Below are 17702 nucleotides of genomic sequence, written 5' to 3' on the forward strand. Positions count from 1 at the left end.
CATGGGCAAGCCCGTCGTCTACGGGGCGGATTACAGCGTCTATGTGCGCATCGTCCGCCTCGTACTCGCGGAAAAAGGCATCGACTACGCGCTTGTGCCGGTCGATGTCTTTGCCACTGATGGCATTCCCGCCTGGTATTTCGAGCACCACCCGTTCGGCCGCATCCCGGCCTTCGAGCATGATGGGTTTCGGCTGTTCGAGACGAGCGCGATTGCCAGATATATCGACGAGGCGTTTGACGGGCCGAGCTTTCAGCCGAAGGATCCGCGCGGCCGCGCGACCACGAACCAGATCCTCGGCATGCTTGACGCTTATGCCTACAAATCGATGGTCTGGGATGTCGCCGTCGAGCGGCTGGAGAAAGAAGCCCCCGACGAGGCACTGATCGCCAGCGGGCTTTCGCAGGCAAGCAAGGCGCTTCAGACGCTTTCCTCGCTGAAAGCGCCAGGGCCGTGGCTGCTGGGCGACCAGCTGACCCTGGCCGATTTCTATGCGGCGCCAATCATGGGTTATTTCGTCAAGGTCGCCGAAGGGCAAAGCCTGCTGGCCGAATTTCCCGAGATCCAGGCTTGGTGGGAGCGGATTTCAGCTCGTTCAAGCTTTGTCAGAACCGAAAAGACCGAGTGATCTTCGGTTTCGCCGTACCCATGTGGCGCTGGCCGCGATCTCTGCGGCTACCCTTCAACACTGGCAATTAGCGAAATCGTGCGCGAAAGCGCCCTTCTCCCCGTTCACGGCAGGGCTATCGCATATGAATTCTTGCGAAGAAGAACCCCCACCCTAACCCTCCCCACAAGGGGGAGGGAACGCTGCCGCGTGCCTTAATTCCTCTTGGCGCCGAAAAGACAGGCGATCCTCCTGCGTCAGCGCCAACGGAAGTCTCCCTCCCCCTTGTGGGGAGGGGTTAGGGGTGGGGGTCCGTGCCGGGCAGACATCTGACGAATTCCATATGCGTTAGCCCTGCCGTTCACGGGAAGAAGATGGCGGCAGCCAGATGAGGGGCAGCACTACCCAGCAAGATAGGGCTCCCCGCCGTGACGGCCGTTAGTCAGGCGGCTTCGAGTGCAGCCCTTACCGCGGCGATCGCATCATTGGCCTTGGACGCATCCGGACCACCGGCCTGGGCCATGTCTGGCCGACCGCCGCCGCCCTGCCCGCCGAGCGCGGCGGAGGCCACGCGCACCAGATCGACGGCGCTGAAACGGCCGACGAGATCGTCGGTGACGGCAACCACGACGCTCGCCTTGTTGTCCTCACCGGCGCCTACGAAGACGACGACGCCCGAACCCAGCGAGGTCTTGCCGGCATCGGCCAGCGGCTTCAAATCCTTCGGCGAGACACCGGAGACCGCCTTGCCAAGGAAGCCGACCCCCGCCACCGTCTCGTTCTCGGCTGGCGCACCCGCCCCTGCACCGCCGCCCAGCGCCAGCTTCTTGCGCGCTTCGGTCAGTTCCTTTTCGAGCTTCTTGCGCTCGTCGAGCAGCGCCTCGACACGCGCCGGCACGTCGGCCGGCGATATCTTCAGCGTCGCGGCGGCCGATTTCAGACGCCGATCCTGCTCGTCGAGATGCTTGCGTGCCGCCTCGCCGGTCAGCGCCTCAATGCGGCGCACGCCGGCGGCGACCGCGCTGTCCGACACGACACGCACCAGGCCGATATCGCCGGTCGCCCTGACATGCGTGCCGCCGCATAGCTCGACCGAATAGGGCCGGTTGGCCTTGGCGCCATGCACGCCCGTGCCCATCGAAACGACGCGCACTTCGTCACCATACTTCTCGCCAAAAAGCGCCATGGCGCCTTCGGCGATGGCATCGTCGACCGACATCAGGCGCGTGTTCACCGGGCCGTTCTGCACGACGATCTCGTTGGCCATGCGCTCGACCTCTTCGATATCCTCCGGTGAAATCGGCTTGTTGTGCGAGATGTCGAAGCGCAGACGCTCCGGCGCGACCAGCGAGCCCTTCTGCGCGACATGGCTACCCAGCACCTCGCGCAGCGCCTCATGGATCAGATGCGTCGCGGAATGGTTCGCACGCAGCCTGGAGCGCCTGTTATGGTCGACCTTAAGCTCGACCGCCGCGCCGGCCTTGACCGTGCCGCTGGTCACCTTGCCGATATGGACGAACAGTCCATCGGCCTTCTTCTGCGTATCGGAGATTTCGATCGAGAACCCTTCGCCCGAAATGACGCCGGTGTCGCCCATCTGGCCGCCGGACTCTGCATAGAACGGCGTCTGGTTGACGACGATCGCCACCGCATCGCCTTTGCCCGCGCTGTCGACGGTCTTGCCGTCCCGGACAAGCGCCTGGATGATGCCTTCCGCCTGCTCGGTCTCGTAGCCCAGAAATTCGGTGGCGCCCGCCTTCTCGCGTACCGAAAACCAGATGGTCTCGGTGGCCGCATCGCCGGAGCCAGCCCAATGCTTGCGAGCCTCGGCCTTCTGCTGCTCCATGGCATTGGTGAAGCCGGCAAGATCGACCGAGATGCTGCGCTGGCGCAGCGCGTCCTGCGTCAGATCGAGCGGGAAACCGTAGGTGTCGTAGAGCTTGAAGGCCGTCTCGCCGTCTAGCATGTCGCCGGCATGCAGTGTTTCCGTCGCTTCCGAGAGCAGGCCGAGGCCGCGCACCAATGTCTTGCGGAACCTGGTCTCCTCGAGCTTCAGGGTCTCGGTGATCAACTGTTCGCCGCGCACAAGTTCCGGATAGGCCTGGCCCATCTCGCGCACCAGCGCCGGCACCAAGCGCCACATCAGGGGATCGCGGGCACCGAGCAGCTGCGCATGACGCATGGCGCGGCGCATGATGCGGCGCAGGACATAGCCGCGGCCTTCGTTTGACGGCAGCACGCCGTCTGCCACCAGGAAAGAAGACGAGCGCAGGTGATCGGCGATGACGCGGAAGGACGCGCCCGTCTCCTTGTCGGGCCCGTGCCCGATAGCGGACGACGCCGCCTCGATCAGATGACGGAACAGATCGGTCTCGAAGACGCTTTCCACCCCTTGCAGGACGGACGCCATGCGCTCCAGGCCCATGCCGGTGTCGATCGACGGGCGCGGCAGATCGATGCGCTCCTCTTTCGTCACCTGTTCATACTGCATGAAAACCAGGTTCCAGAATTCGAGGAAACGGTCGCCGTCCTCTTCGGGGCTGCCGGGAGGACCGCCCCAGATGTGCTCGCCGCGGTCGATGAAAATCTCCGAGCACGGTCCGCACGGCCCGGTGTCGCCCATCGCCCAGAAATTGTCCGAGGTAGCGATTCGAATGATGCGGTCGTCGGAAAACCCGGCGATCTTCTTCCAGAAGCCGGCCGCCTCATCGTCCGTGTGGTAGACGGTGACCAGCAGCTTGTCCTTGTTCAGCCCGAACTCCTTGGTGATCAGGTTCCAGGCAAGCTCGATGGCGCGCTCCTTGAAGTAGTCGCCAAAGGAGAAATTGCCGAGCATCTCGAAGAAGGTCAGATGGCGCGCGGTGTAGCCGACATTGTCGAGGTCGTTGTGCTTGCCGCCGGCGCGAACGCTCTTCTGGGCGGTCGAGGCGCGCGAATAGGGCCGCTTCTCCAATCCGGTGAAGACGTTCTTGAACTGCACCATGCCGGCGTTGGTGAACATCAGCGTCGGATCGTTGCGCGGCACAAGCGGGCTCGACGCGACGATCTCGTGACCCTCCTTGCGGAAGTAGTCGAGAAATGTCGACCGGATTTCGTTCACGCCACTCATGAATGCTGCCTTTTCGAGAGAGCCGCCGGCAAACCGGCGGAAAATGGGCTGCGTCTTAGAAGATAAGACTTGGCCTTTTAGCCGCCGCGCCGCACCCTGTCCAGAAACACGGAATTGGTCCAATGCGCAGCCTTTGCGGGCAGTTCGAACCCGCCTGGCTTCGCAGCCGAAACGCAAAACCGCCGGCGCTGGGCCGGCGGTTTCAAAACGCAATAAACGCGGAACTCGATTACATAAGCCCGAGATAATAGAACGCGATTATGGCCGAACTCCGGCCGGTATCGCGCACGAAGCTGTTACATCGCGCCGGATTCTTCCTCGAAACCGTCGTCGCCACCTTCGGAGCCGCCATTCTCAAGGAACTTCTCGGCAATCAGCCCGGCATTCTGCCTGAGAGCCAATTCGATCTCGCGCGCGGTGTCGGGGTTGTCGCGCAGGAACAGCTTTGCATTCTCGCGGCCCTGGCCGAGACGTTGCGAATTGTAGGAGAACCAGGCGCCCGACTTCTCGACCACGCCGGCCTTGACGCCGAGATCGACCAGTTCGCCGGTCTTGGACACGCCCTCACCATACATGATGTCGAACTCGACCACCTTGAAGGGCGGCGCCAGCTTGTTCTTGACCACCTTGACGCGGGTCTGGTTGCCGACGACCTCATCGCGGTCTTTGACCGAGCCGATGCGACGGATGTCGAGGCGCACCGAGGCGTAGAATTTCAGCGCGTTGCCACCGGTCGTGGTTTCGGGCGAACCGAACATGACGCCGATCTTCATGCGGATCTGGTTGATGAAGATGACCATGGTGTTGGAACGCGAGATCGAGGCGGTCAGCTTGCGCAGCGCCTGGCTCATCAGGCGGGCCTGCAGGCCGGGCAGCGAATCGCCCATCTCGCCTTCGATTTCGGCGCGTGGCGTCAGCGCCGCGACCGAATCGACCACCAGCACGTCGATGGCGCCGGAGCGCACCAGCGTGTCGCAGATTTCCAGCGCCTGCTCACCGGTGTCGGGCTGCGAGATCAGAAGGTTTTCCAGATCGACGCCAAGCTTGCGGGCATAGACCGGATCGAGCGCATGCTCGGCATCGACGAAGGCGCAGATGCCGCCCTTCTTCTGGGCTTCGGCCACCGTGTGCAGGGCCAGCGTCGTCTTGCCCGAGCTTTCCGGCCCGTAGATCTCGACGATGCGGCCGCGCGGCAGGCCACCGACGCCAAGCGCGATGTCAAGGCCAAGCGAGCCGGTCGGCACCGTTTCGATCTCGACGACCTGCTCGTTCGCGCCGAGCCGCATGATCGAGCCCTTGCCGAAAGCCCGCTCGATTTGCGACAGCGCCGCATCCAGAGCCTTTGATTTGTCCACCGCTTTGTCCTCTACAAGCCGCAAAGAATTCTGAGCCATGATACATCACCCCTTGGTCGTCAATGAAGGCCGGACAATCCGTAATCCCTGCCTATTTGTACCTTTTTTGTTCTCGTTTGGCAAGAGGGGTCAAATATCTGAAAAACAACCAATATCCGGATTTGTTCTTTTTTCGTACCAGGACCTCGTGCAGGACCGCATCCCGCATTGGGCCAGCCGGCTCGAGTGTTTCGGTCTGCCGAATCGCTGCCTTGCAAGCGAAGTTCAGTCACGCAGTCTAGCGCTTGTGCGGCTGGAATAACAAAGGTCATATCGCCGGCATGCTGAGATCCGCGAAAATACTGGCCGTTGGCGGCGCCCATATCGACCGGCGTGGCCAGGTGTCGGGCGCTTACGTGCCCGCCGCATCCAATCCGGGCACGATGCGCGAGGATGTCGGCGGCGGCGTCTTCAACGCCCTGCGCAGTGCCGTACTGCGTGGCGTCTCCGCGTCGCTGCTCTCGGTGCGCGGCGGCGATGCCGCTGCCGATACCGTTTCACGAGCCATCGCCGCGGCAGGCATTGCCGACCTGTCCGCGGTGTTCCTCGATCGCACCACGCCGAGCTATACGGCGCTGATCGACAGCGAGGGCGAATTGATCGTCGGCTTTGCCGACATGGCGCTCTATGACCTGGCGTTTCCCAAGCAGATCAGACGCTCCAGGGTGCGCGAGGTAATCGCGGCCGCCGATGCCATCTTCTGCGATGCCAACCTGCCGACGGCGGCACTGGAGCGGCTGGTTTCGCTTGCTGCCGGCAAACCCGTCTTCGCCATTGCCATTTCGCCGGCCAAGATCGTGCGTTTGAAGCCGGTGCTCGGCAATCTGGCCGTCGTCTTCATGAACCGGCGCGAAGCGATCGCGCTGGCAGACCTGGACGCGGCGGCTTCCCCGCAAGACATCGTCGCCGGGCTGAAACGCGCGGGGCTCAAGAGCGGCGTGGTGACGGCGGGCGGCGGTGCCATGCTGGGCTTCGATGACGCCGGCGTCTTCTCGATCCTGCCGCCGCCGCCAAGAAAGGTCGCTGACGTCACCGGCGCCGGCGATGCGCTGGCGGGCGCAACGGTTGCTGCCTTGCTGCGCGGCCTGCCGCTGCGGGTGGCCCTGCGCGAGGGCATTGCCGCGGCGACGCTGGCCATCGAAAGCGCCGACGCCGTTCCGGATTTCACCGCGGCGACCTTCGCGGAAGCGTTGGCTCTTGTGCCGGATGCGCAGGAAGTGGCATGAGACCGGCAAATTCATAGTGCCGGAGTTTTTTCGCGCGCCCAACCAGATGCGCTTCACTCCGGATTGGAGATCCAGATGACCCCAGAGACAGCCCGCCCCTTCATCGACATCCACGCGCCGGTGGCGCAGGCCCTGGCCGCCGGCCGGCCGGTGGTGGCGCTGGAAAGCACCATCATCACCCATGGCATGCCCTACCCCGACAATGGCGCCATGGCGGCCGATGTCGAAAAGATCATTACCGACGGCGGCGCCGTGCCGGCGACGATCGCCGTGGTCGGCGGCCGCATCAAGATCGGGCTTTCGGACGGCGAGCGCGAATCGCTGGCGATGACCGGCGACGCCATGAAGCTGTCGCGCGCCGACCTCGGCTTCGCGGTCGCGCAAGGGCGCACCGGCGGCACCACGGTCGCCGCCACCATGATCGCGGCGCATATGGTCGGCATAAAGGTGTTTGCCACCGGCGGCATCGGCGGCGTGCACAAGGGTGCCGAAAAGAGCTTTGACATTTCCGCCGACCTCGACGAACTGGCGCGCACGCCGGTCATCGTCGTGTCGGCCGGCGCCAAGGCCATCCTCGACATCGAAAAGACGCTGGAAGTGCTGGAAACGCGCGGCGTGCCGGTGATCGGCCATGGCTGCGAGACGATGCCGGCCTTCTGGTCGCGGCATTCGCCGTTCCGCGCGCCGCTAACCCTGCACAAACCGGAAGAGATCGCGCATTTCTACCAGACTCGGGCTTCGCTGGGGCTCACCGGCGGCATGCTGATCGCCAATCCGGTGCCCGAGAACCACGAAATACCGGCCGAAGAGATGGCAGGTTACATCGAAGCCGCGCAGAAGGCAGCGGAAGCGCTCAACGTGACCGGCAAGGCGGTGACGCCGTTCCTGCTGTCGAAAATCCTCGAACTGACCGGCGGCCGGAGCCTCAAGACCAACATCGCGCTGGTGGAGAACAATGCAAGGCTGGCGGCGAGGATTGCCAAGGCGCTTTAGGGAGTGCCGCCAAGGTCGGCGGGACAGCACCCCCCTCTGTCCTGCCGGACATCTCCCCCGCAAGGGGGGAGATTGGATGTCATCGCGGTCTTCGCAAATCTTCAACGGTGAAGAAAGTGAGCGAAGCGCCAAAGCTGCCAATCTCCCTCCTTGCGGGGGAGATGGCCGGCAGGCCAGAGGGGGGTGCTGTCCCTCGACCGTCCCAAGGCTGGCGTCACTTCCCCGCCCTTCGTCCCGCCTCATACGCCCGCCTTGCCCAGACCGTCATTTCGTCGGGATCATCGAAGGCGCTGTCGGGAACGCTCCAATAGGGCATGGAGACCTGCTTGCCGTGGCGGGAGCCGGTATAGGTCCATTGCGTGCAGCCGGCGGCCTCGAATTCGGGCACGCTTTGGTCGTCTGCCTTCAGCATCAATTCGCCGCGCAGCACGATGGCGACGATGACGCCGTCGAAATAGATGCCCTTGCCGCCGAACAGTTTTCGGATGCTGACCGGGCCGAGGCCCTCGAACAGTTCGGCGATACGTTCATTGTCCATGCCGCGATCATGTCACCGGCATTTGGCCTTGTCATCGCCGCAACCAAAATCATGCTGACAGGTTGAGAGCCATCCGTTGGAGTTTTGCCATGCCGCTTTTGCTCAAAGGGTCCTGCCGCTGCAATGCCGTGCGTTTCGAGGTGGAGAGCCACACGCCGGCGCCATTCATGCTGTGCTACTGTTCGATCTGCCGCAAGCAGCAAGGCGGCGGCGGTTTTGCCATCAATCTCGGCGCCGACTACGAGACCTTGAACATCAGGGGCAAAAGGAGCCTCGGCGTCTACCGCGCCAGCATCCAGGACGATGAGCATCCGAATTGCGAGATATCGTCGGGCGAACGCAATTTTTGTCGCAAATGCGGATCGGCGTTGTGGCTCTACGATCCGACCTGGCCGGAACTGGTGCATCCCTTCGCTTCGGCGATCGACAACGACCTGCCCATTCCGCCTAGCCGGGTGCATTTGATGCTGAAATACAAGGCGAACTGGGTCGAGCCGGTGGTTGGCAAGCACGACAAGGTCTTCGACGTTTATCCCGAGGAATCGATCGCCGACTGGCACAAACGGACGGGTATGTGGGTGGATTAGCGATTTCGCTACGCGAAAGGAGCAGACTCCCGATGCGCTTTGATCATTTTGTAAACTCCGCCAAAGGCGGCCATCAAACTGAAAATGGTTACAAGACCAAGGAGTACAACCATATCGACTCTATGCACCTCGAACGCACAAACTCCGAATAAAGCGGCAGCAGCCGGGATGCAAAATTCGAACGCGAGATAAAGTAGCTTTATATTGTTCGGTATCGACTTACCGAATACATGAAAATCAAGAGACATCCGTATCTGACGGTCGCTTAAATTCATCGGCAAAACCAGACTACCCTTCACATACCGATAGACACGGTAATATGCAAAAATGGCAAAAGACATAATCAATGTCGATGCGAGAACCAATGGTGCGATCTGGCTGTTCACGGAAAGACTCCGCTTCAAAGGTCATCAAGCGCTAGACACCGAAAAATTATATAATGGCGACGCTCTATTTAGTGTGAATTGCGCCACGACCTTTTGATTTATCCAACGATGTCGGAATCTCGGCCGCGCATCAGGCCGAGGCGCGTGCCTCTGCCAGCGCCTTCAGATCGGCCGGCTTCAATTCGACAGACTCGCCGCAACCGCAGGCCGAACTCTGGTTTGGGTTGCTGAAGGTGAAGCCGGTGCGCAGCGTCGTCTGCTCAAAATCCATCTCGGTGCCGAACAGGAAAAGGGCTGCTTCCGGCGCGACATAGACATGGGCACCGTCGCGCTCGATATGGTCGTCCTTGGTGTTCGGTTCGGTCACCAGATCGACCGTGTATTCCATGCCGGCGCAGCCGCCCTTCTTGATGCCAAGGCGGATGCCATGCGCGTTATCGCGGGTGGCAACGATCTCGCGCACCCGGTCGGCGGCCTTTTCGGTCATCGTGATGACGGCGAAGCGTCCCATTCTTTTTCCTTCCATTCCATGCAGGTTCGAGGCCTGCCGAATGATTCCTCACCTAAAATGGTGAAGTTTTATGACTGGCGCAAGTGTGCCAGGCTCGACACTAGTACCAACCCACCGCGACCTGCGCCTCTTCCGACATGCGATCGGGCGACCAGGGCGGATCGAAGGTCATGTTGACCTCGACGCCGGACACGCCCTCGACGGCGCCGACGGCGTTTTCCACCCAGCCGGGCATTTCGCCGGCCACCGGGCAGCCCGGTGCGGTCAGCGTCATGTCGATCTTGACCGCGCGATTGTCCTCGATGTCGATCTTGTAGATGAGGCCAAGCTCGTAGATATCGGCCGGGATTTCCGGGTCGTAGACGGTCTTCAGCGCCGAGACGATATCGTCGGTCAGCCGCGCCAGTTCGTCGGCGGGAATCGCCGAGGCGGAAACCAGCGAATTGATGGCTGCTTCCGGTGCGGTCTCGGTGGTGTGGCTCACATCATCCATGGTCGTCACCCAAAAAAATCATCATCCGAAGAATTTGCGCGCTTTTTCAAGCGCCTCGGCCAAAGCGTCGACTTCGGCCCTGGTGTTATACATGCCGAACGATGCCCTGCATGTGGAGGTTACGCCGAAGCGTTTCAACAGCGGCTGGGCGCAATGGGTGCCCGCGCGGACTGCAACGCCTTGCCGATCAATGACCATCGACACATCGTGCGCGTGAATACCCTGCAATTCGAACGAGATGATGGCGCCCTTATCCGGTGCGTCGCCGAAGATGCGCAGCGAGTTGATGGCGCGCAGCCGCTCATGCGCATAGTTCTTGAGGTCGGCCTCATGGGCCGCAATGCGCTCGCGGCCGATCTTTTCCATATAGTCGAGCGCGGCGCCCAGTCCGATCGCCTGCACGATCGGCGGCGTGCCGGCCTCGAAGCGGTGTGGCGGCTCGTTGTAGGTGACGATGTCTTCCGTCACCTCCTCGATCATCTCGCCACCGCCCATGAAGGGGCGCATGCCCGCAAGAATGTCCTTCTTGCCGTAGAGCACACCGATGCCCGAGGGGCCGTAGACCTTGTGGCCGGTGAAGACGAAGAAGTCGCAGTCGAGATCCTGCACGTCAATCGGCATGTGCACGGCGCTCTGGCTGCCGTCTACGAGGACGGGAATTCCACGCGAATGGGCGATCCGTACGATCTCCTTGATCGGCGTCACTGTGCCCAGCGCATTCGACATCTGCGTGATGGCGACGAGCTTTGTCTTGCTGGTCAGCCGCTTCTCGAATTCCTCGATTTGGAAGACGCCGAGATCGTCGACCGGCGCCCAGACCAGCTTGGCGCCCTGCCGCTCGCGGATGAAATGCCAGGGAACGATGTTGGAGTGGTGCTCCATGATCGACAGCACGATCTCGTCGCCCTCGCCGATGTTGGGCATGCCAAAGCCATAGGCGACCGTGTTGATGGCCGAGGTCGTGTTCGAGGTGAAGACGATGTTGTCGGTGCTTGGCGCGTTGAGGAAACGGCGCACCGTTTCCCGCGCCTTTTCATACGCGTCAGTCGCGGCATTGGAGAGGAAATGCAGGCCGCGATGGACGTTGGCGTATTCCTGGGAATAGGCGTGCTGGATCGTATCCAGCACCGCCTGCGGCTTCTGTGCCGAGGCGCCATTGTCGAGATAGACCAACGGCTTGCCATAGACTTCCCGCGACAGGATCGGGAAATCGCGGCGGATCGCTTCGACGTCGTAGAAATCTCCGATCTTGCCCGGCGCGTTCATCACTTCACCCGTGTGCCACAAACCAGCCGTCGAGCCGCGCTTCCAGCGCCTCGACGATCGTCTCGTCGTCCAGTTCCTCGATCACCTCGGCGACGAATGCCTTGACCAGCAACCCCCGCGCGGTCTTCTCGTCGACGCCGCGTGCCATCAGGTAGAACAAATGGTCGTGGTCGATCTCGGTGACGGTCGCGCCATGGCCGCAGATGACGTCGTCGGCGAAGATTTCAAGCTCGGGCTTGGTCGAGAACTCGCCGTCGTCCGACAGCAGCAGCGTGTTGCAGGCCATCTTGGCGTTTGTCTTCTGCGCGTATTGGTGGACGTTGATGCGGCCCTGGAAGACGCCGCGCGCCTTGCCCGTCACCACGTTGCGTATCACTTCCGTCGAGGTCGTATGCGGCACGGCATGGTCGAGCACCATGGTCACGTCGGTGTGGGTGTCTCCGGCAAGCAGGTTGATGCCGCGCAGCTTGAAATCGGCGCCTTCACCAATAGTCCTGACCACGATCTCCTGGCGCACGAGCTTACCGCCGGCGTTCATGACGAACAGGGTCAGTTTGGCATTCTTGCCGATATGGGCCTTGAACTGCGCCAGATGCGTTGCGGTTTCCGGCTGCTCCTGGACGATCAGCCATGTCACCTCGGCGCCCTCGCCCAGCACCAGCTGGCTGACCGAGCTGACCAGCGCAGCGCCGTCACCCGCCTGACGCTCGACGATGACCGCCTTGGCGCCAGCGCCGACACGCACCGGCAGGCGCACATGGGTCTGGCCACCAGCCTGCAAATTCTGCAGTTCGATCGGCTTTTCCAGTTCAGTGCCATCGGCGATGTCGACAAAATATCCGTCGGCGACGAACGCCGTGTTCAGCGCGCCGATGGCGTCATCGCTGCCATAGGGATCGAGCCCTGGCGCGATGCTGCCATCAAGCAGCTTCTCCGACAGAGGCTGGAAGGCGACGCCTTCGACCGCCGGCATCTTCGCGTCGGACTTGCCGTTCAGAATCGACACCACAGCAGAACCGTCGACGATCGGTGCAATGGCCTTGGCCATGGCGGCCGGGTCGAAGTCGGGCACCGCATTCAACAGCCGGCGCAGGTCGGTGTAATGCCAGGATTCGACACGCCGCGTCGGCAGGCCGTGCTTGATCGCCTCGATAGCGTCGTCGCGCTTCAGCATCACCGCGCCATCGCCCGGCAGCAGCGACAGCCGGTCGCCGAACGCGTCGATCAACGCTGTTTCGGCCTGCGTCCGCTGCGGTTGTGTGTGCATATTCATCAATCTGCCCTCTGGCATCTCACGCGGCTTCGCCGATCACGCCGGCATAGCCATTGGCCTCAAGATCAAGCGCCAGCGACTTGTCGCCCGACTTGATGACCTGGCCCTTGTAGAGCACGTGCACGCTGTCCGGCACGATGTGTTCGAGCAGGCGCTGGTAATGGGTGATGACCAGAAACGCGCGATCCGGTGCGCGCAAAGCATTGACGCCGTCGGACACGATCTTCAGCGCGTCGATGTCGAGGCCGGAATCGGTCTCGTCGAGCACGCACAGCTTCGGCTCCAGCAGCTTCATCTGCAGGATCTCGGCGCGCTTCTTCTCGCCGCCGGAGAAGCCGACATTGAGCGGCCGCTTCAGCATCGCCATGTCCATGCTGAGCGAGGCGGCGGCTTCCTTCACCCGCTTCAGGAATTCGGGTATCTTCAGCGGCTCTTCGCCACGCGCCTTGCGCTGCTCGTTCATCGCAACTTTCAGGAATTCCATGGTCGCTACGCCCGGTATCTCCATCGGATACTGGAAGGCGAGGAAGATGCCCGACGTGGCACGCTCGGCCGGATCCATTTCGAGGATCGACTGGCCGTTGTAGAGGATGTCGCCCTCGGTGACCTCATAGTCCTCGCGGCCGGCGAGGATGTAGGACAGCGTCGATTTGCCCGAGCCGTTCGGTCCCATGATGGCAGCGACTTCGCCGGCTTTCACCGTCAGGTTCAAGCCGCGGATGATCTCGGTGCCGTCATCGACGATGCGGGCATGCAGGTTTCTGATTTCAAGCATTCTTTTGTTTCCTGAATATTTATCCGGTCAGCCGACCGAGCCCTCAAGCGAAATTCCGATCAGCTTTTGCGCTTCGACCGCGAATTCCATCGGCAACTGCTGGATGACGTCCTTGACGAAGCCGTTGACGATCAGCGCGATCGCCTCTTCTTCGGGGATGCCGCGCTGCATGACGTAGAATTTCTGATCCTCGGAAATCTTCGAGGTCGTGGCTTCATGCTCGAACTGTGCCGTCGAGTTCTTGGCTTCCATGTAAGGCACGGTGTGCGCGCCGCACTGGTCGCCGATCAGCAGACTGTCGCAGTTGGTGAAGTTGCGGGCGTTGGTCGCCTTGCGGTGCGCCGAAACCTGGCCGCGATAGGTGTTCTGCGAGAACCCGGCGGCGATGCCCTTGGAGATGATGCGGCTCGACGTGTTCTTGCCGAGATGGATCATCTTGGTGCCGCTATCGACCTGCTGATAGCCGTTCGACACGGCGATCGAATAGAATTCGCCGCTGGAATCGTCGCCGCGCAGGATACAGCTCGGGTATTTCCAGGTGATCGCCGAACCGGTCTCGACCTGCGTCCACGAGATCTTCGAGCGATGGCCACGGCAGTCGCCGCGCTTGGTGACGAAATTGTAGATGCCGCCCTTGCCCTCGGCGTCGCCGGGATACCAGTTCTGAACCGTCGAATATTTGATCTCGGCATCGTCGAGCGCCACCAGTTCGACGACGGCAGCGTGAAGCTGGTTCTCGTCGCGCTGCGGCGCCGTGCAACCTTCGAGATAGGAGACGTAAGCCCCCTCCTCGGCGATGATCAGCGTGCGCTCGAACTGACCGGTGTTCTTCTCGTTCATGCGGAAATAGGTCGACAGCTCCATCGGGCAACGCACGCCCTTGGGCACGAAGACGAAGGAGCCATCGGTGAACACGGCGGAGTTCAGCGTGGCGTAGTAATTGTCGGAGGTCGGCACGACCGAGCCGAGGTATTTCTTCACCAGCTCGGGATGCTCGCGGATGGCTTCCGAGATGGAGCAGAAGATGACTCCAGCCTGCGCCAGCTCTTTCTTGAAGGTGGTGACGACCGATACGGAATCGAACACGGCATCGACGGCGACGCGGCCCGATTTGTAGACATTGTCGCTGACTTCCTCGAGCTCGGAAGCGTCGGTCTTCTGCACGCCAGCGAGGATTTCCTGTTCCCTCAACGGAATGCCGAGCTTCTCGTAGACCTTCAGCAGTTCTGGATCGACATCGCTGAGCGACGTCGGGCCGGGCGTGCTCTTGGGCGCCGCGTAATAGTAGATGTCCTGGAAATCGATCTTGGGATAGTGGACGCGCGCCCAGGTCGGCTCGTCCAGCGTCAGCCAACGGCGATAGGCTTCCAGACGCCATTCCAGCATCCAGGACGGCTCGTCCTTCTTGGCCGAAATGAAACGGATGATGTCTTCGCTGAGGCCCTTGGGGGCCTTGTCCATCGCGATTTCGGTCTGGAATCCGTATTTGTATTGGTCGACGTCGATCTTTCGGACCCGATCGATCGTGTCCTGCACAGCAGGCATATGCGTTCTCCATCCACGCCGGGGTCAAGGCCCGACAGTTTTCAAACTATGGCACCGCCGAATGAACGCCAGGAAGCGCTCGCGGCAGCGTAAGTTCCATATAGTGCGTCGCGACCGGAAATTCACCCGGCCAACATGAAAACGCACGGCTCTACCAGGCCGAATGGCCCAAGTACATTTTCCTGAAGCATCGGATTTTCCCGAAAACCGCTACGCACTTTTCGGTCCGATGCTCCCAACCGCTCACGCGGCCTGTTCTCTATCCGCCCTACGTGCGGCAATTCCCGCAAGCGCGGCGCGGAACAATTCAATGTCCTGCGCGCCGGTCGCTGAACCGATCGACACGCGCAAGGCGCCAAAACTGTCACCGTATCCCATGGCTTTCAGCACATGGCTCGGTCCGACCTTGCCCGACGAACAAGCGGAGCCGGCCGATAGCGCCACACCCGCCAGATCGAAGGCGATCTGCGCGGTTTCGGCCTTGACGCCCGCAATAGCGAAGAATGTCGTGTTGGCAAGCCTTGGCGCACCAGTTCCGAAGATTTCCGCGTCCGGCACCAGCGTTTTCACGATGGTTTCTATCTCGTCGCGGCGATGTCGCACCGCATCCATGGCCTGCAATCCGACAAGCGCCTCGCGTGCAGCCGCGCCAAAACCGGCGATGGCGGCGAGGTTTTCGGTGCCACCGCGATGGCCCTTTTCCTGGCCACCGCCATTGATCAGCGGCCTAGGCATCATCAGGTCGGAAGCGGCGACGATGGCGCCGACGCCTTTGGGGCCGCCGATCTTGTGCGAGGACAGAATCAGATAATCGGCGTAACCCGCTGACATGTCGATTGAAACGCGCCCCGCAGCCTGGACGGCGTCGACGACGAGGATGCCGCCCGCCGCCTTAACAATTTCGGCGATACGATCGATCGGCTGGATGACGCCGGTCTCGTTGTTGGCGGCGTGGATGGCGACCAGCGGCAGGCCGTCGGCCTTGTCATGCTCGCCAAGCGCAGCCGCCAAGGGGCCGAGATCGGCGATGCCGTTGGCATCGACACCGATCCGCGTCACCTGTGCTGCCGGGAAGCGCCCGCCGTTCAACAGGCAGGGATGGTCGGCCCCGGACACGTAGAGCCGGCTCATGCGCACAGCACCGCGTCCCATCTGCCAGTCGGGCGAAAGCAGCGTCGACGCGGCTTCCGTCGCGCCGGAGGTGAACACGACATGCTCTGACTTGGCGTTGACCAGCGCCGCCACGTCACGCCTTGCGTTCTCGATCAGGCGCCGTGCAGCGCGCCCCTCGGCATGAACCGACGACGGGTTGGCAGAGACATCGAGCGCCGCGACCATAGCCTCGCGCGCCGCGGCAAGCAGCGGCGCACTGGCATTATAGTCGAGATAGGCGCGTATTGCGGCCATTTTCGTCCAGTTGGTCCCGTTAGAAGCCATTCCGCCGACGTATCGCGTTATTTCCTTGAAATTCCAAGGCGAGCCGTCCTATTTACGCGGCTTGCGGCGCGGGTGGCCCGGCTCGGTGTCTTGCCACTCAGTTTTGAACAATTCTAAACTAGCTTCTAAGAAGACGCTCGCCCTGCGTCAAGGCCAGAGGAAGACACGTTCCGGGCGCCGCGCATTCGTACGCAAGTGGAGTATTTTATGCCTGAGGTCATTTTCACCGGTCCTGCCGGCCGCCTGGAGGGTCGCTACCAGCCTTCCAAGGAAAAGAGCGCGCCGATTGCCATCGTCCTGCACCCGCACCCCCAGTTCGGCGGCACGATGAACAACAAGATCGTCTACGACCTCTTCTACATGTTCCAGAAGCGGGATTTCACCACGCTTCGCTTCAATTTCCGCGGCATCGGCCGCAGCCAGGGCGAGTTCGATCACGGCACCGGCGAGTTGTCGGATGCCGCCGCGGCGCTGGATTGGGTGCAGTCGCTGCATCCGGATTCCAAGAGCTGCTGGGTCGCCGGCTACTCCTTCGGCTCCTGGATCGGCATGCAACTTCTGATGCGCCGGCCGGAGATCGAAGGCTTCATCTCGATCGCGCCGCAGCCCAACACCTATGATTTCTCGTTCCTGGCGCCCTGCCCGTCATCGGGCCTGATCATCCATGGCGATGCCGACAAGGTGGCGCCGCCGAAGGATGTGCAGGGCCTGGTCGACAAGTTGCACACGCAAAAAGGCATCACCATCACGCAGAAGACTCTGCCCGGCGCCAACCATTTCTTCTCCAATGACGCCGACCTGTTGCTCGAGGAATGCGCTGATTATCTCGACCGCCGGCTGGCCGGTGAATTGTCGGATCCGCGGCCAAAGCGGCTGAGATGAGCAAAGGACGAAGCGGCGATGTACGAGCCTCCCCATTTCAGGGAAACGCGGCCGGAGATCCTGCACGGGTTGATCCGGGCGCATCCGCTGGGCCTGTTGATTTCCAACGGGCCCGAGGGGCCGGTCGCCAACGCCATCCCGTTCCTGCTCGACGCCGACGTTGAGCCGAACGGCAGGCTGCGCGCGCATCTGGCGCGGGCCAACCCGCAATGGCGCCTGTTGGCCGAAAATCCGGATTCACCGGTGCTAATCGTCTTCCAGGGCAGCGATGCCTATGTGACGCCGTCCTGGTACGAGACCAAGCGCGAGACCGGCAAGGTGGTGCCGACCTGGAACTATGCCACCGTGCAGGTTCGCGGCACCGTCAAGGTTATCGATGACCAGGACTGGCTGGCGCAGCAGATCGCCGATCTGACGGCGTCCCAGGAAGGCGCTCGCCAAGCGCCCTGGGCAGTGACCGACGCGCCGGAGCCGTTCATCCAGTCGCAGATCAAGGGCATTATCGGGCTGGAAATCGAGATCAGCGAAATCCACGGCAAGTGGAAGGTCAGCCAGAACCGGCCTGTGGCCGATCGCGTCGGCGTTGCGCAGGGGCTCGAAAGCGAAGAGCGCTCGTCGCCCGACATGGCCGGCCTGGTGAGATCCTACGGCGGTCTGGAAGGAAATTAAGCTTCGGCCAA

17 protein-coding genes are annotated in these 17702 nt (G+C 62.0%); 6 read left to right on the forward strand and 11 right to left on the reverse strand.

Annotation, left to right across the window (positions count from 1 at the left end; all coding sequences use genetic code 11):
• The first annotated feature begins 1 nt into the window (after position 1).
• Positions 2–628, forward strand: a complete 627-nt coding sequence (locus tag NKI73_RS10385; RefSeq protein WP_352629179.1) for a glutathione S-transferase family protein — start codon at positions 2–4, stop codon at positions 626–628.
• Positions 629–1049: 421 nt separating this feature from the next.
• On the opposite strand, the gene alaS is transcribed toward NKI73_RS10385, so the two are convergent.
• Positions 1050–3716: an alanine--tRNA ligase gene (gene alaS / locus NKI73_RS10390; RefSeq protein ID WP_352629181.1), complete on the reverse strand. Its 2667-nt coding sequence runs from the start codon at positions 3714–3716 to the stop codon at positions 1050–1052.
• Positions 3717–4012: 296 nt separating this feature from the next.
• Positions 4013–5110 carry a recombinase RecA gene (recA, locus tag NKI73_RS10395; RefSeq protein WP_057145834.1) on the reverse strand — a complete coding sequence of 366 codons (1098 nt, stop codon included), beginning with the start codon at positions 5108–5110 and terminating at the stop codon, positions 4013–4015.
• 281 nt (positions 5111–5391) lie between these two features.
• On the opposite strand from recA, the gene NKI73_RS10400 reads away from it, so the two are divergent.
• Both NKI73_RS10400 and NKI73_RS10405 read left to right on the forward strand, forming a co-directional pair.
• Positions 5392–6336 (forward strand): carbohydrate kinase family protein, encoded by a 945-nt coding sequence (locus tag NKI73_RS10400; protein ID WP_352629183.1) that lies wholly within the window; start codon positions 5392–5394, stop codon positions 6334–6336.
• Positions 6337–6411: 75 nt separating this feature from the next.
• Complete coding sequence (locus NKI73_RS10405; RefSeq protein WP_352629185.1) at positions 6412–7329, forward strand: pseudouridine-5'-phosphate glycosidase; 918 nt, start codon at positions 6412–6414, stop codon at positions 7327–7329.
• Positions 7330–7543: 214 nt separating this feature from the next.
• On the opposite strand, the gene NKI73_RS10410 is transcribed toward NKI73_RS10405, so the two are convergent.
• Positions 7544–7867 (reverse strand): TfoX/Sxy family protein, encoded by a 324-nt coding sequence (locus NKI73_RS10410; RefSeq protein WP_352629187.1) that lies wholly within the window; start codon positions 7865–7867, stop codon positions 7544–7546.
• 89 nt (positions 7868–7956) lie between these two features.
• Between NKI73_RS10410 and NKI73_RS10415 the strand changes: the two genes are divergently transcribed.
• Positions 7957–8454, forward strand: a complete 498-nt coding sequence (locus NKI73_RS10415) for a GFA family protein (protein ID WP_352629189.1) — start codon at positions 7957–7959, stop codon at positions 8452–8454.
• Between the two features lie 8 nt (positions 8455–8462).
• Here NKI73_RS10415 and NKI73_RS10420 read toward each other — a convergent pair whose 3' ends face one another.
• The 8 genes from NKI73_RS10420 to NKI73_RS10455 all read right to left on the reverse strand — a co-directional run bounded on the left by NKI73_RS10420 (position 8463) and on the right by NKI73_RS10455 (position 16110).
• Positions 8463–8840 carry a hypothetical protein gene (locus NKI73_RS10420; protein WP_352629191.1) on the reverse strand — a complete coding sequence of 126 codons (378 nt, stop codon included), beginning with the start codon at positions 8838–8840 and terminating at the stop codon, positions 8463–8465.
• Between the two features lie 130 nt (positions 8841–8970).
• On the reverse strand, positions 8971–9351 hold the full coding sequence (gene sufA / locus NKI73_RS10425; protein ID WP_352629193.1) for a Fe-S cluster assembly scaffold SufA: 381 nt from the start codon (positions 9349–9351) through the stop codon (positions 8971–8973).
• A gap of 100 nt (positions 9352–9451) precedes the next feature.
• A complete protein-coding gene (locus NKI73_RS10430; RefSeq protein WP_352629194.1) occupies positions 9452–9844 on the reverse strand; it encodes an SUF system Fe-S cluster assembly protein in 393 nt (130 codons plus the stop codon).
• A gap of 21 nt (positions 9845–9865) precedes the next feature.
• Entirely contained in the window at positions 9866–11110 is a 1245-nt protein-coding gene (locus tag NKI73_RS10435) for a cysteine desulfurase (RefSeq protein WP_352629195.1), read from the reverse strand.
• A gap of 4 nt (positions 11111–11114) precedes the next feature.
• On the reverse strand, positions 11115–12383 hold the full coding sequence (sufD, locus tag NKI73_RS10440; protein ID WP_352629198.1) for a Fe-S cluster assembly protein SufD: 1269 nt from the start codon (positions 12381–12383) through the stop codon (positions 11115–11117).
• A gap of 19 nt (positions 12384–12402) precedes the next feature.
• Positions 12403–13158, reverse strand: a complete 756-nt coding sequence (sufC, locus tag NKI73_RS10445) for a Fe-S cluster assembly ATPase SufC (RefSeq protein ID WP_056562278.1) — start codon at positions 13156–13158, stop codon at positions 12403–12405.
• Positions 13159–13185: 27 nt separating this feature from the next.
• Positions 13186–14703, reverse strand: a complete 1518-nt coding sequence (gene sufB, locus NKI73_RS10450; protein WP_352629210.1) for a Fe-S cluster assembly protein SufB — start codon at positions 14701–14703, stop codon at positions 13186–13188.
• A 243-nt stretch (positions 14704–14946) separates the two neighbouring features.
• Positions 14947–16110, reverse strand: coding sequence for a cysteine desulfurase family protein (locus tag NKI73_RS10455; protein WP_352629212.1), 1164 nt, complete (start codon positions 16108–16110; stop codon positions 14947–14949).
• Between the two features lie 237 nt (positions 16111–16347).
• Here NKI73_RS10455 and NKI73_RS10460 point away from each other — a divergent pair, with 237 nt between their 5' ends.
• Both NKI73_RS10460 and NKI73_RS10465 read left to right on the forward strand, forming a co-directional pair.
• Positions 16348–17022 carry an alpha/beta hydrolase gene (locus tag NKI73_RS10460; RefSeq protein ID WP_013532163.1) on the forward strand — a complete coding sequence of 225 codons (675 nt, stop codon included), beginning with the start codon at positions 16348–16350 and terminating at the stop codon, positions 17020–17022.
• Between the two features lie 18 nt (positions 17023–17040).
• Positions 17041–17691: an FMN-binding negative transcriptional regulator gene (locus tag NKI73_RS10465; protein WP_352629214.1), complete on the forward strand. Its 651-nt coding sequence runs from the start codon at positions 17041–17043 to the stop codon at positions 17689–17691.
• The last annotated feature ends 11 nt before the right edge of the window (positions 17692–17702 follow it).

The sequence above is a fragment of the Mesorhizobium sp. M0496 genome (assembly GCF_040321205.1).
Lineage (GTDB): Bacteria > Pseudomonadota > Alphaproteobacteria > Rhizobiales > Rhizobiaceae > Mesorhizobium.

What these genes read in the sequence shown, in the direction of transcription:
- NKI73_RS10385 (WP_352629179.1), top strand. Translation starts at nt 2, where the DNA reads ATGGGCAAGCCCGTCGTCTACGGGGCGGATTACAGCGTCTATGTGCGC.
- alaS (WP_352629181.1), bottom strand. Translation starts at nt 3,716, where the DNA reads ATGAGTGGCGTGAACGAAATCCGGTCGACATTTCTCGACTACTTCCGC.
- recA (WP_057145834.1), bottom strand. Translation starts at nt 5,110, where the DNA reads ATGGCTCAGAATTCTTTGCGGCTTGTAGAGGACAAAGCGGTGGACAAA.
- NKI73_RS10400 (WP_352629183.1), top strand. Translation starts at nt 5,392, where the DNA reads ATGCTGAGATCCGCGAAAATACTGGCCGTTGGCGGCGCCCATATCGAC.
- NKI73_RS10405 (WP_352629185.1), top strand. Translation starts at nt 6,412, where the DNA reads ATGACCCCAGAGACAGCCCGCCCCTTCATCGACATCCACGCGCCGGTG.
- NKI73_RS10410 (WP_352629187.1), bottom strand. Translation starts at nt 7,867, where the DNA reads ATGGACAATGAACGTATCGCCGAACTGTTCGAGGGCCTCGGCCCGGTC.
- NKI73_RS10415 (WP_352629189.1), top strand. Translation starts at nt 7,957, where the DNA reads ATGCCGCTTTTGCTCAAAGGGTCCTGCCGCTGCAATGCCGTGCGTTTC.
- sufA (WP_352629193.1), bottom strand. Translation starts at nt 9,351, where the DNA reads ATGGGACGCTTCGCCGTCATCACGATGACCGAAAAGGCCGCCGACCGG.
- NKI73_RS10430 (WP_352629194.1), bottom strand. Translation starts at nt 9,844, where the DNA reads ATGGATGATGTGAGCCACACCACCGAGACCGCACCGGAAGCAGCCATC.
- NKI73_RS10435 (WP_352629195.1), bottom strand. Translation starts at nt 11,110, where the DNA reads ATGAACGCGCCGGGCAAGATCGGAGATTTCTACGACGTCGAAGCGATC.
- sufD (WP_352629198.1), bottom strand. Translation starts at nt 12,383, where the DNA reads ATGAATATGCACACACAACCGCAGCGGACGCAGGCCGAAACAGCGTTG.
- sufC (WP_056562278.1), bottom strand. Translation starts at nt 13,158, where the DNA reads ATGCTTGAAATCAGAAACCTGCATGCCCGCATCGTCGATGACGGCACC.
- sufB (WP_352629210.1), bottom strand. Translation starts at nt 14,703, where the DNA reads ATGCCTGCTGTGCAGGACACGATCGATCGGGTCCGAAAGATCGACGTC.
- NKI73_RS10455 (WP_352629212.1), bottom strand. Translation starts at nt 16,110, where the DNA reads ATGGCCGCAATACGCGCCTATCTCGACTATAATGCCAGTGCGCCGCTG.
- NKI73_RS10460 (WP_013532163.1), top strand. Translation starts at nt 16,348, where the DNA reads ATGCCTGAGGTCATTTTCACCGGTCCTGCCGGCCGCCTGGAGGGTCGC.
- NKI73_RS10465 (WP_352629214.1), top strand. Translation starts at nt 17,041, where the DNA reads ATGTACGAGCCTCCCCATTTCAGGGAAACGCGGCCGGAGATCCTGCAC.